10 protein-coding genes are annotated in these 12900 nt (G+C 58.9%); 4 read left to right on the top strand and 6 right to left on the bottom strand.

What is annotated here, in order from left to right:
* Positions 1 to 33 precede the first annotated feature (33 nt).
* Genes GH784_RS24575 through GH784_RS24555 form a run of 5 tightly spaced genes read right to left on the bottom strand, consistent with a single transcriptional unit; the run spans position 34 to position 5115 of the window.
* Complete coding sequence (locus GH784_RS24575) at positions 34 to 774, bottom strand: ABC transporter ATP-binding protein (RefSeq protein WP_003514115.1); 741 nt, start codon at positions 772 to 774, stop codon at positions 34 to 36.
* Positions 771 to 1601, bottom strand: a complete 831-nt coding sequence (locus GH784_RS24570; RefSeq protein WP_003503986.1) for an ABC transporter ATP-binding protein — start codon at positions 1599 to 1601, stop codon at positions 771 to 773. Before GH784_RS24570 ends, GH784_RS24575 begins: the two co-directional genes overlap by 4 nt.
* 3 nt (positions 1602 to 1604) lie before the next feature.
* Positions 1605 to 2507, bottom strand: a complete 903-nt coding sequence (gene nikC, locus GH784_RS24565) for a nickel transporter permease (RefSeq protein WP_003514116.1) — start codon at positions 2505 to 2507, stop codon at positions 1605 to 1607.
* Complete coding sequence (locus GH784_RS24560; protein WP_003514118.1) at positions 2504 to 3517, bottom strand: ABC transporter permease; 1014 nt, start codon at positions 3515 to 3517, stop codon at positions 2504 to 2506. Before GH784_RS24560 ends, nikC begins: the two co-directional genes overlap by 4 nt.
* Before the next feature lie 2 nt (positions 3518 to 3519).
* The gene (locus GH784_RS24555) at positions 3520 to 5115 is read right to left on the bottom strand and encodes an ABC transporter substrate-binding protein (protein WP_003514121.1); all 1596 of its coding nucleotides are present in this window, start codon (positions 5113 to 5115) and stop codon (positions 3520 to 3522) included.
* A gap of 235 nt (positions 5116 to 5350) precedes the next feature.
* Here GH784_RS24555 and GH784_RS24550 point away from each other — a divergent pair, with 235 nt between their 5' ends.
* Positions 5351 to 6391: a dipeptidase gene (locus tag GH784_RS24550; RefSeq protein ID WP_065702633.1), complete on the top strand. Its 1041-nt coding sequence runs from the start codon at positions 5351 to 5353 to the stop codon at positions 6389 to 6391.
* A 60-nt stretch (positions 6392 to 6451) separates the two neighbouring features.
* Here the strand turns inward: GH784_RS24550 and GH784_RS24545 are convergent, their stop codons facing one another.
* On the bottom strand, positions 6452 to 6745 hold the full coding sequence (locus tag GH784_RS24545) for a hypothetical protein (RefSeq protein ID WP_065702586.1): 294 nt from the start codon (positions 6743 to 6745) through the stop codon (positions 6452 to 6454).
* Between the two features lie 275 nt (positions 6746 to 7020).
* On the opposite strand from GH784_RS24545, the gene mprF reads away from it, so the two are divergent.
* The 3 genes from mprF to telA all read left to right on the top strand — a co-directional run bounded on the left by mprF (position 7021) and on the right by telA (position 12617).
* The gene (gene mprF / locus GH784_RS24540; protein ID WP_065662125.1) at positions 7021 to 9621 is read left to right on the top strand and encodes a bifunctional lysylphosphatidylglycerol flippase/synthetase MprF; all 2601 of its coding nucleotides are present in this window, start codon (positions 7021 to 7023) and stop codon (positions 9619 to 9621) included.
* Between the two features lie 11 nt (positions 9622 to 9632).
* The gene (locus tag GH784_RS24535; protein WP_410170284.1) at positions 9633 to 11003 is read left to right on the top strand and encodes a virulence factor; all 1371 of its coding nucleotides are present in this window, start codon (positions 9633 to 9635) and stop codon (positions 11001 to 11003) included.
* A 288-nt stretch (positions 11004 to 11291) separates the two neighbouring features.
* On the top strand, positions 11292 to 12617 hold the full coding sequence (telA, locus tag GH784_RS24530) for a telomere resolvase TelA (RefSeq protein WP_065702585.1): 1326 nt from the start codon (positions 11292 to 11294) through the stop codon (positions 12615 to 12617).
* Positions 12618 to 12900 lie beyond the last annotated feature (283 nt).

Here is a 12900-nt window from a genome sequence, read left to right as displayed (position 1 = left end):
GCAGCAACCGCTCGATCTATGTGCGACGGGGGCTCAAGCCGGCTCTTCCAGCCGGATACTCAGGCTGCGCAACTCTTCTGTATGCGGGTGTTTTGTGCGGCCTTCGCGTAGATCGCCTGCATTCAGCTGCTCGACCATTTCACCATTCAGCATCACGCCCACCTGTGGGCACAGATGCGCGATAACAGCCAGATTGTGGCTGACGAGGATATAGGTGAGGTTGCGCGCCGCCCGCAGATCCTGCAACAGGTTCAGGATTTCCGCCTGCACTGAAACATCGAGCGCCGAAGTCGGCTCATCGAGCAGCAGAACCTGCGGATCGGCAATCAACGCACGCGCAATCGCCACGCGCTGACGCTGACCGCCGGAGAGCTGGTGCGGGTAACGGAAGCGCACTGCCTGCGGCAGGGCCACATCCGATAGCGCCTGCTGGATGCGTTTTTCGATATTGTCCATGCCGTGCACCAACGGCAATTCGCTGAGAATGCGGTCGATGGTCTGGCGCGGATGCAGCGAACCATAGGGGTCCTGAAACACCATCTGCACCTGCCGGAAGAATTCCGGCGTGCGCTTCAGCGGCGCATCCTTGCCGGCAAAGGCGATGCGGCCTTCCCAGCTTTCATTAAGGCCGGCCATGGCGCGCAGGATGGTGGACTTGCCCGAGCCGCTTTCGCCAACGATGCCGAAGCTGCCGCCCTTTTCGACCGAAAAGGACACGCCCTTCACCACTTCACGGTCGCCGAACTTGATACGGAGATTTTCGACGTCGATCATAGGCTGGACCACGCTGCATCACGGTTGAGAACGGGAAGACGCTCGCGCGGATGCGTCAGCGAGGGAATGCAGTTCAAGAGACCCTGCGTGTAAGGATGCTGGGCTTTCAGGAGTTCGGAAGCCTTCAGTTCCTCCATCACCCGGCCGGAATACATGACAGCCACGCGGTCGCAGAAATGCGAGACAAGCGGTAGGTCGTGGCTGATGAGGATGAGACCCATGCCGCGTTCCGATACCAGCTCCTCGATCAGCCGCAGGATTTCCGCCTGCACCGTGGCATCGAGAGCACTCGTCGGTTCGTCGGCGATCAGAAGCTCGGGATCGGGCGCCAGCATCATGGCGATCATGACACGCTGGCCCATGCCGCCGGAAACCTCGTGAGCGTAGGACGAAGCGACCTGGCGCGGATTGCGGATCTTCACCTGATCGAGCAGAGCGATTGCCGCCTCCATGGCCGCACGCTTGCTGCCGCCCTTGTGGGCGCGCCAGGCTTCCGCGATCTGTGCACCCATGGTCTTGACCGGGTTCAGCGAATATTTTGGATCCTGAAGGATGAAACCTGCCCGTTTTCCTCGAATCTGGCGCATCTGCTTTTCACTGGCGGAAAGCACGTCGATACCGTCAAAGGAGAGCTTGTCGGCCCTGATATCGGCATTGGAGGGCAGAAGCTTCATCAGCGCGCGCGCCGTGAGGCTCTTGCCCGAACCGGATTCACCGACGATGCCGAGCTTTTCTGTTCCGAGCTTCATGGAAACACCGCGCACCGCCTCGAAGCGGCTGGTGCGGGTCTGGAACGCGATCTTCAGATTTTCGATTTCGACCAGCATGGCTCAATGTCCCTTCGGGTCGAGCACGTCGCGCAGACCATCGCCAAGGAAGTTGAAGGCGAGCGAGACGAGGAAGATGGCGATGCCCGGAATGGTGGCGACCCACCATTGTTCGAAGATGAAGCGCTTGGCCGTCGCAATCATCGCACCCCATTCCGGCGAAGGCGGCTGCGCGCCCATGCCGAGGAAGCCGAGGCTTGCGGCGGTGATGATGATCGAGCTCATGTCGAGCGTGATGCGCACGATGAGGCTCGGCACGCAGAGCGGCGCGATGTGACGGGCGATGATGCGCCAGGCGGAAGCGCCTGTCAGCCGGTAGGCCGCAACGAAATCGCTGCCGCGAACCGTCATGGTTTCGGCGCGAGCGAGACGCGCATAGGGCGGCCAGGCGGTGAGCGCAATGGCGAGAATGGCGCTTTCGACGCCAGGCTTCAGCGCCGCGACGAAGGCAAGCGCCAGGATGAGGCGCGGGAAGGCCAGGAACACATCGGTCACCCGCATCAGCACCGTATCGACGATACCGCCGAAATAACCGGCGATGCAGCCGATGGCGAGACCGATCGGCGCAACGAGAACGACGACGGCAATGACCATGCCGAGCGTGACGCGACCACCATAGAGAATGCGGGAAAGAATGTCGCGACCCAGCTCATCCGTGCCGAACCAGTGCTCGGCACTCGGGAAGGCAAGGCGGTTGCCGAGGTTCTGCGCGGCCGGATCATAAGGCGCGATGAACGGCGCCAGCAGCGACAGCGCAATGAAGACGATGATGATCGTGAGACCGACCACCGCCAGCGGATTGGACTTGAGGTTCAGCCAGATGCGGTACCGGTTTCCCCAGGCAGCTTGCCTGCGGGAATGCGGCGTCTCATCCAGAGCCCAGTTTCTGAAAGTTGCTAACATCATCGAACGCGGGGATCCATTACTCGGTAAAGTACGTCTGCGAGCAGGTTGAGGCCGACATAGATCAGGCCGATCAACAGGGTCGCTCCGACGACAGGGTTCATGTCCGCGTTCATGAGCGAGACGGTGAGATATTGGCCAAGGCCCGGCCAGCTGAAGACGGTTTCTGTCACCACGGCACCTTCCAGAAGGCCGGCATAGGTGAGTGCGAGAACCGTGACGAGCTGTACGGCAACCGTCGGGAAGGCGTGCCCCCAGATAACGGTCATTGCCGAAAGCCCCTTGGCACGGGCGGTAATGACATATTCGCCCTTCAGCGCATCGATCATGAAGGCGCGTGTCATGCGGGTGATATAGGCCATGCTGAAATAGGCAAGGATGCAGACGGGCTGCACCATGTGGGCGATGGCGTCGTAAAACGCGTCCCAGTCGCCGGCAAGCAGCGTATCGACCGTCATCAGGCCCGTGACCGGCGAGATCATGCCGTCATAGATGATGTCCTGCCTGCCCGGTCCGGGTGCGACGCCAAGCGTGGCGTAAAATACCAGCAGCGAAATCAGCGCCAGCATGAAGACGGGCACGGAATGGCCGGCAAGGCAGACGACGCGGATGATCTGATCCGTCAACTTACCCTGCTTCACGGCGGCCCAGACGCCGAGCGGAATGCCGATCAGCGCAGCGAGAATGAGTGCTGCCGTAGCAAGCTCGAAGGTGGCGGGGAAAACGCGCTTGATATCGATCCAAACCGGGTTGCGGGTCAGGATGGAATTGCCGAAATCACCGTGCAGCACCTGCGACACATAGTGGAAAAACTGAACGACCAGTGGCTGGTCCAGGCCCATTTCGGCCCGAACCCGCACAATGACGTCTTCAGGCGCGTTGTCGCCAACTGCCGCAATGACGGGATCGACAGGCATGACGCGCCCGATCAGGAAGGTGATGACCATCAACCCGAACAGCGTCAGAATGACGCTGCTCAGTGTCGACGATATGCTTTTGACGCGCTTGTTCAATGTTACGCTTTCTTAGCATCGTGGTAGGAATTGCCCTCGGAGAGAACGCCTAGTTCAAAGCCGGAAACGCCCTTGCGGAACGCGGCCGTCTTCGTCGTCTGGAACATGAAGACGAAGGGGCTGTTTTCCATGTGCTCGCGCTGCAGCGCTTCATAAAGCTCGATGCGCTTTGCCGGGTCCTTCTCGTCACGGGCGGCTTCTGCCTTCGCGGCAAAGTCGTCGTTCTTGAAGCGCGAACGCCACAGGAAGGGCTTGGACTTGGCGTCGTCGCCATTGTCCTTGTTGATGTTGAAGACATCGGCATTGGAATGCGGATCGAAATAATCCGTGCCCCAGGCGGAAAGCGCCATCTGGTGTTCGCGGCCGCGCATCTTGGTCAGAACCTGACGGTTCTCGGCAGATTGCAGACGCACCTTGATGCCGATATCGGCAAGATTTGCCTGGATGGCCTGCGCCAGATCCGGGTAAGGCTGGGCGGAATAGTGATCCATGGTGATTTCGAAACCGTCGGCAAGACCGGCTTCCGCCATCAGCGCCTTGGCCTTTTCGACATCGCGCTGGTACGGCGTGTCGTTGACGGCGCCGGGGAAACCTTCCGGCTCAAAGCTCTGGTGAACCTTGTGCGTCAGCGGCACGATGTTTTCCTGCATGCCCTTGTAGTCCAGCGCCCATTTGATGGCCTGCCAGACCTGTGGCTTGGCAAGGTTCTCATTGCCCTGATTAAGCGAGATCAGCACCAGCGAGGCGATGCTCTTGCGCTGCAACTCGATGTTGGCGTCGTTCTGGACGGTACGCAGCTGTTCCGAGGTCAGGTCGCGGGCAATGTCGATATCGCCCTTCTGCAACATCAGAAGCTGGGAAGACGGATCGGTGACATGGCGCAGGATGACGCGCTTGATGTTACCCTTGTAGGGGCCATTCGGGTTGACGGTGAGCGCTACGCTCTCGCTCGGCTTCCAGGCCTGCAACATGAAATCGCCGGAACCGGCGCTGTTTTTCTGCAGCCAGCCATTGCCGAGGTCTTCGCCCGAGGCATTTGCCAGCACGGCCTTCTTTTCAACGATCGCGCCGATATTGGCGGAGAGGCAATAGAGCAGGAACGAGATTGCGGTCGGCTTTGCCGTCGTCAGCTTCACTGTCTTTTCGTCGGCGGCAACGATGGTGGTTTCGGCATTGTCAGGCGTGAAGCCGAACTGGCCGATGATGAAGGCCGGGCTCTTGTTCATCTTGATGGCGCGCTGCAGAGAAAAGGCCACGTCTTCCGCGGTCACTTTCGCACCGCTCGAGAAGGTCGCATCGTCACCAATCACAAAGGTGAAAACCTTGCTTTCCGCATCGGCTTCCCAGGACTTCGCGATGACCGGATCGACCTTGGTGGAATCTTCACGGTTCGCCCGCACCAGCTTCTGGTACATGTTGGACATGATTTCACCGCCGACGGCTTCGAAACCCTCATGCGGATCAAGGCTCGTCATGTTGTCCAGCTGCTGCGCGACCACCAGAATATCCTTGGGCGTCGCAGCAAATGCCGGAATGTGCGCATAGGACAGGAACGGTACGGCAGCGCCGGCAATCAGCAGGTTGCGTCTTGAAATCATCGAAAATCCCCTTTCGGACCTTATTTTTCGGAAACGGTATGGGTTCGCCCCAATCCAGTCATTTTTTTTATGTTTTCCCGCGATTACCACGAGCAAACGAGGCGCGACCAATTCCAAATTTGGCAGAGCCTATGCACGGATTGCATTTGCTCCGACCTTGACCTTTCCTCTACCAATTCTCAAAAGTCTGACGACCGCGCGCCCGCGCCCCGCCCGTATCCAAAGGTGAATGACCATGACCGATGAAAAAACCGTACCCGTCTTCGACGGCCACAACGACGTGCTTCTGCGGTTATGGCGATCGGGCAATGCCTCTCCCGAAACGCTTCTCATCGAGGGTGATACGGTCGGCCACATCGACCTGCCGCGCGCCAGGAAGGGCGGGTTGGCCGGTGGCCTCTGCGCCATCTACGTCCCCTCGCCCAGCATGGAGAAGGACGCGAACGGCGACTTCACGACACCGGCTGAAGCGGACGCGCTGAAGGCGACGCTTGGCATGGCAGCCCTGCTGTTCCGCGCCGAGAAACAATCAGGCGGTGCGCTGAAAGTCTGCCGCACGGCCGCCGAGATCCGCAGCGCGATGGCAGAGGGCGCCTTTGCCTCCGTCTTCCATATCGAGGGCGCAGAAGCGATCGGCGCCGATCTGGATGTGCTGCATGTTCTCCACGAGGCTGGCCTTCGCACGCTCGGCCCGGTCTGGAGCCGCCCGAACATCTTCGCCTACGGCGTTCCCTTCCGCTTCCCGTCGACACCGGATATCGGCCCCGGCCTCACCGATGCCGGAAAACGGCTGGTAAAGACCTGCAACGAACTGAAGATCATGGTCGACCTGTCGCACATGAACGAACAGGGTTTCTGGGACATCGCGAAGATTTCGGACGCACCGCTGGTGGCGTCCCATTCCAACACCTATGCGCTGTGCAACCACAGCCGCAACCTGACGGACCGCCAGCTGGACGCGATCCGCGACACAGGCGGTCTTGCCGGCATCAATTTCGGCGTTCTGTTCCTGCGCCAGGACGGCGTGAAGAACCCGGCTACCGATCTTGGCGAACTGGTCCGCCATGTCGACTATATCGTCAACCGCATCGGAATCGATCACGTCGCACTCGGTTCGGATTTCGACGGCACCACCATTCCAGCAGCCATGAAGGATGCGGCCGATCTGCAATTGCTGGTCACAGCCCTGCGCAACGGCGGTTATGACGACGCCGCACTCGCCAAGATCTGCCATGGCAACTGGGTTCGCGTGCTGGAGAAAACGTGGGGCGCGTAACGCGCCCCGACTTTGGCATTCTCCCCGGACTTCCGTGCCGGAGACATGAAGCGGCAGGCCTCAGGCCTTTGCCGCTTTCTTTTTGCCCGTGGACCGAAACGCCAGCAGGCCTGCGACCAGACCAGCAATGGCCCATTTGATCGGCAGTACATCCGCCGTCTCGCTACGGATCGGCAGAACGGTCACTGTTCCCGGACGCGATTCATATCCGGCCTGCCCGCCGGCCTTCGCATCAGCGATCTGCTGCGGCGAAACAACCCATTCGGCGCCCCGCATCTTGTCATAAGCCATGTAGCCGCCGCCCACCAAAAGGGCTGCGATCAGCGAAATTACTATTCTTGTAGGCAGGTTCATTTTGCATTTCCTTCAATTGAAAGAAGCGTTTAATCACATCAAACATCGCCTCCAAGCAATCGGAACGATTAATTCACGGAGTTTTTGATCTAAAATTTGAACATCGCTCTTTTTGGTTGCATTTTTCATTTTAACGGCGAAAATCTCGTTGGTTTGTCGCCAAACTTCACATCGACACGTCACGCATTTCTGCTAAGCAAATTTCCTCAACCGAAACGAATTAGCGACACAATCCTGTGGTTCGCCAACCAAGGGACTGGCGCTGGAAAAAGCAAATGGCAGACAAGAGCGAAATTATACAGACCGATATTACCGAATCCCCGGTTGAAAGCTTCTTTGCCAGAAACCGGCCCTATCTGACGGCCATCGCCATTACGCTCATCTTCGTGATGATGACGTTTGCGATTTACCGCCTCACATCCGAAGTGCGGTACGATGATGTGATCGCAGCTCTTCTGGACACTTCGCTTCCGGCCATTCTTCTTGCAATGGTCTTTACGGCGCTGAGCTTCCTGTCGCTGATTTTCTACGACGCCAACGCGATCGAATATGTCGGCAAAAAGGTGCGCTTCCCGTCCATGGCGGCCACCGCTTTTGCCGCTTACGCCATCGGCAACACTGCTGGATTTGGCCCCTTGAGCGGCGGCGCAATACGCTTTCGCGCCTATTCCAGGCTGGGACTTTCGCCGGGTGACATCGCCCGTGTCATCGCCTTCGTCACGCTGTCCTTCGGGCTGGGCCTTTTGTCGGTCAGCGCCCTTTCGACCTTCATCGTCGCACCACGCATCGCCGCCATCATCGGTCTCGACCCGACTGTTCTAAGGGGCGGAGCGCTCGCCGTCATTGCCGTTCTCGTTACCACCGCCTATATCGGCCGCAACGGCAAGGCGATCCGGCTCGGCAAATGGCGACTGCGCCTTCCCGACAGCCGCACCTCCTCGCGCCAGTTCCTCGTCTCCGCCTTTGATATCGCCGCCTCCGCCTCCGTGCTTTACGTGCTCCTGCCCGAGACGCATCTCGGCTGGCCGACATTCTTCGCGATCTATGCCACCGCCGTTGGCCTTGGCGTTCTCAGCCACGTTCCCGCCGGTCTCGGTGTGTTCGAAACGGTCATGGTAGCCGGGCTCGGCAACGCGATCAGCGTCGATCAGCTGCTCGGAAGCCTCGTTCTTTATCGCGTCATCTATCACGTCCTGCCGCTGGTTGTTGCCATTCTGGTGATGATCGTTTCCGAAATGAAGCAGTTCGCGGCCAAGCCGGTGGTCTCCGATATCAGCCAGCTTGCCGTGCGGCTGGCGCCGCCGCTGCTCTCGACCTTCGCGATCATTCTCGGCACCATGCTGATCTTTTCGAGCGTGACGCCGACGCCCGGCAGCAATCTGGATTTCCTGTCGAATTTCGTGCCACTGCCGATCATCGAGGCGGCGCACTTTCTGACGAGTATTCTCGGCCTTGGCCTCGTTGTCGCCTCCCGCGGCCTCGGGCAGCGGCTGGATGGGGCGTGGTGGATTGCCCTTGTCGCCGCATCGCTGGCGCTCATCCTGTCGCTGGTGAAGGCGATCGCCGTTTTCGAGGCAATCTTCCTCGGCATCTTCATCGCGGCGCTCGCCCTCAATATGCGCAGCTTCAACCGTCATGCCTCGCTGGTCAAACAGGCGCTGGGACCGAGCTGGCTCGCCGCTATGGCCGTCATCATCGCCGGCGCGGCAACGATCCTTCTGTTCGTCTACCGCGACACCGATTACAGCCACACATTGTGGTGGGAATTCGAGTTCTCCGAAGAAGCACCGCGCGGTCTGCGCGCCCTTCTCGGCCTGGTGCTCGCTTCCTCCACCATTGCAATTTTCAGCCTGATGCGGCCGGTCACTTTCAAGCCGGATTCCATCCAGCCGGAAGACGTTGAACGTGCAACCGACATCGTCATGCAGCAGGATTCGGCCGATGCCAATCTGGTGCGCATGGGCGACAAGCATGTGATGTTCTCCGAAAGCGGCAGCGCCTTCATCATGTACGGCATTCAGGGCCGATCATGGATAGCCTTCGCCGACCCCGTCGGCAACGAGGAGGATTTTCCCGATCTGGTCTGGCAATTCGTGGAATCCGCCCGTTCGGCGGGTGCGCGCGCCGCCTTCTACCAGATTTCGCCCTTCCTCCTGTCCCATTGCGCCGATGCGGGCCTGCGTGCCTTCAAGCTTGGCGAACTGGCGCTGGTCGATCTTACCGCATTCGAATTGAAGGGCGGCAAGCTCGCAACCCTTCGCCAGTCACTGAGCCGCGGCGCCCGCGACGGGCTGACCTTCGAAGTTGTCGAGCAATCGCATGTTGCCGATATTCTGGATGATCTCAAGCAGGTCTCGGATGGCTGGCTCACCCACCATAATACAAGGGAAAAGCGATTTTCTCTCGGTGCGTTCGAGCCCAACTACATTCTCTCCCAGCCCGTCGCCGTGCTGCGCAAGGATGGCAAGATCACCGCCTTCGCCAATCTGATGGTGACGGACACGAAAAAGGAAGCCACCGTCGATCTCATGCGCTTTTCACCGGATGCACCGCGCGGCTCGATGGATTTCCTCTTCGTCAGCATCATGCAGCATCTACGCGAGGCGGGATATGAAAGCTTCAATCTCGGCATGGCACCCATGTCCGGCATGTCGAAGCGCGATGCGGCACCGGTCTGGGACCGCATTGGCAGCACGCTTTTCGAACATGGCGAACGTTTTTACAACTTTAAGGGCCTTCGTGCGTTCAAGACGAAGTTCCACCCGAAATGGGAACCGCGTTACCTCGCCGTACAGAATGGCGCAGACGCCGCTCTGGCGCTGATGGACGCGACGGTTCTGATCAGTGGCGGTGTCAGAGGAGTGATCGGAAAATGAGAAAATACAGCATGCTGAAGGCAGCCCTTGCCGCCTCCGCCCTGTTCCTCTCCCCATTGTTTGCTTCCAGCGCCGCCTTTTCGCAGGACAAGCCAGCCTATGACACTGGCATGATCCCCGCCGAGCACATCATGGTGCCGGATGGTGAAATTCTCGCCAGCGTCTTCCTGATTTCCGATGCGGAAGGATGGACCGGCACCGACGAAGAACGCGCCAAAGCACTGGTAGAAAAGGGTGCCGCGGTGGTCGGCATCGATTTCAAGGAATATCTGAAGGCACTCGAGGCCGATGATGACGAGTGTATCTATATGATCTCGGACATCGAGTCGCTGTCGCAGCAGATCCAGCGCACCGCCGGGACCGCCAGCTATCGCCAGCCTATCCTCACCGGCATCGGCAAGGGCGGAACGCTGGCGCTCGCCATGATCGCGCAAAGCCCGGTCTCCACCGTTCAGGAAGCCATCGCGGTTGACCCCAAGGCTGGCCTGCCGCTTGAGAAGATACTCTGCACCCCCGCCACCAAGGACAAGGTGGACGGTGAAACGGTTTATGGCCTGACCGATGGCCCGCTGCCAGCTCCTGTCAGCGTGCTGTTCACGCCCGATGCGGATCAGAAGGGCCGCGACCACGTTAACGCCCTGGTGAAGCTTCATCCCGATATCGAAGTGACTGATGTGACAGGCAAGGCGGATGAGATTTTGTCCCAGACCCTGTCCGACAAGGTCGATGCGGCGGGCGACACCAGCAGCCCGCTAGGCCTGCCGATCACGGTTCTCGAAACGAGCCCGGCGATGGACACCATGGCGGTGATCTATTCCGGTGACGGCGGCTGGCGCGATCTGGACGAGGAAGTCGGCGGCGCGCTGCAAAAGCAGGGGATACCTGTGATCGGCGTCGATGCCCTGCGTTACTTCTGGAAAGAAAAACAACCGCAGGAAGTGGCCAATGACCTTGCACGCATCATCGACACCTACCGCAAGGAATGGAAGGTTCGGAACGTCGTGCTGATCGGCTATTCCTTTGGCGCCGATATCATTCCCGCCACCTATAATCTCCTGCCCGAACGCGCGAAATCGCATGTCGTGCAGCTGACGCTGCTTGGACTTTCGACCGAAGTCGATTTCGAGATTTCCGTCCAGGGCTGGCTCGGCGTTGCCGGCGAAGGCAAGGGCGGCAAGACCATCGATGACATCGTCAAGATCGATCCGAAGCTGGTGCAATGCGTCTATGGCACGGAGGAAGAGGATGAAGACCCCTGCCCCGGCCTGAAGGCAAAGGGCGTGGAGACGGTCGGCATCGAAGGTGGCCACCATTTCGATGAGGACTATGAGGGGCTTGCCAAGCGCATCGTGACCTCCCTGAAAACCCGGCTACCGAAATAGGCTGTCGCAACCTCTGCGGCTTCGGGAGAATTCCCGAAGCCCATACTTCCATCAGAATTCAATCACCCGAAGCGCCGCCGGCAGGATGCCGGCTCCCCGACTTACCGATCTCGGCTCGCAAACCTTCCTTGAAGGTTCCACGCATCACGGCCATACTTGCGGAATCGATTAAACTATTATTCAAAAGAAATATGCTGGCGGCGGATATCCATGGCATTTCCGCAACCATGCTTCTGTTGATTGCCAATCATAGATTTTATATTTCCCGACCGGTTCAGGGGCCGCCGCATGCTCGCACGAAAGACCAAAACTCCAGTTCTCGTGGAACGCATCGACCAGTTCGTCGGTCGGGTCAGGGAGGCGATGAAAAGCAGCGAGGCGTTGCGAAACAAAAAAATCCGCGATCTTTGGGACGCAGAGGTCCGCTACCATTTCGACAATGGCCGCACGGAAAAGACGCTCGAACTTTACATCATGAAATATCGCTATGCCCTGAAGGCCGAATTTGGAGCAAAGAGCACCCCGCTTGCCATCTGCAACATGAAAAAGCTGCGGGAGCGGCTGAAGACCTATATAGAGCGGGCCGACTATCCGAAAACCGGCGTGGCGACCTCCATTGTCGAAAAGATCGAACGGGCGGAGTTCAACACCGCCGGCCGCAAGCCGACAGTGCTTTTGCGGATCGCGGATTTTATTGCAGCGATGAACGGCCTGGGCTCGAAAGAAGAGATGCAGGCCTTGTGGGACGCCGAAATCGCCGTCATGAAGGGCCGCGCCCAGACGACGATCATTTCCTACATCACCAAATATCGTAACGCCATCCGCGAAGCCTTCGGTGACGACCATCCGATGCTGAAGATCGCCACCGGCGATGCAGCGATGTACGACGATGCGCGCCGGGTCAAGATGGAGAAGATCGCCAATAAGCATGGTGCGCTGATCACGTTCGAAAATTACCGGCAGGTTCTGAAGATTTGCACCGATTGCCTCCAGTCCAACGATCCGCTGATGATCGGCATCGGCCTGATCGGCATGACGGGGCGACGCCCCTACGAGGTCTTTACGCAGGCCGAGTTTTCACCCGCTCCCTATGGCAAGGGCGTTTCCAAATGGAGCATCCTGTTTAACGGCCAGGCCAAGACGAAGCAGGGCGAAGGAACGAAATTCGGGATTACCTACGAGATCCCGGTCCTTGCACGCTCCGCAACCATCCTGTCCGCCTACCAGCGCCTGCGCGAAAGCGGGCAGGGAAAACTGTGGCACGGCATGTCGATCGACGATTTTTCATCGGAAACCCGCCTGCTGCTTCGGGACACGGTTTTTAATCTGTTCGAGGATTTCTGGCCGAAGGAAGAACTGCCCAAGCCCTATGGCTTGCGGCACCTTTATGCGGAGGTGGCGTATCACAATTTCGCGCCGCCCCATGTCACCAAGAACAGCTATTTCGCGGCCATCCTCGGACACAATAATAACGACCTCGAAACCTCGCTGTCCTACATGACCTACACGCTGCCGGAAGACCGCGACGATGCATTGGCGCGAGCCAAACGCACGAATGAGCGCACTTTGTTGCAGATGGCGACCATCGCCCCCGTCTCCCGCAAGAACCCGTAGCGGTACCCGGAACTGCCCTAGAAAAAGCCTCTAATACGGCCTTGCCTCAGGATAGCGCTGAACACGCTGCCAGCGGTATTTCCGCATGTCTGTCCCAACAGCCCGGACAAATGTGCCGCCCTCAGCTTTTGCCAAGTCTTTCCCCTTTGTCTGCCGGCGTGGTGTTGGCGTTGGCGCTTGGGGCCGCTTCTGCCTGCACGCGATCTGAACGCAGCCACGCACCAAACAATCAATATAAATCTCAACTAATTTAATAATACAAAATATTTACTCTAAATATTAC

The organism is Agrobacterium tumefaciens (genome assembly GCF_009649785.1).
Classification (GTDB): Bacteria; Pseudomonadota; Alphaproteobacteria; order Rhizobiales; family Rhizobiaceae; genus Agrobacterium; species Agrobacterium tumefaciens.
The sequence above is the reverse complement of the archived record's forward strand: the minus strand, read 5'-3'. Positions and strand labels throughout refer to the sequence as shown.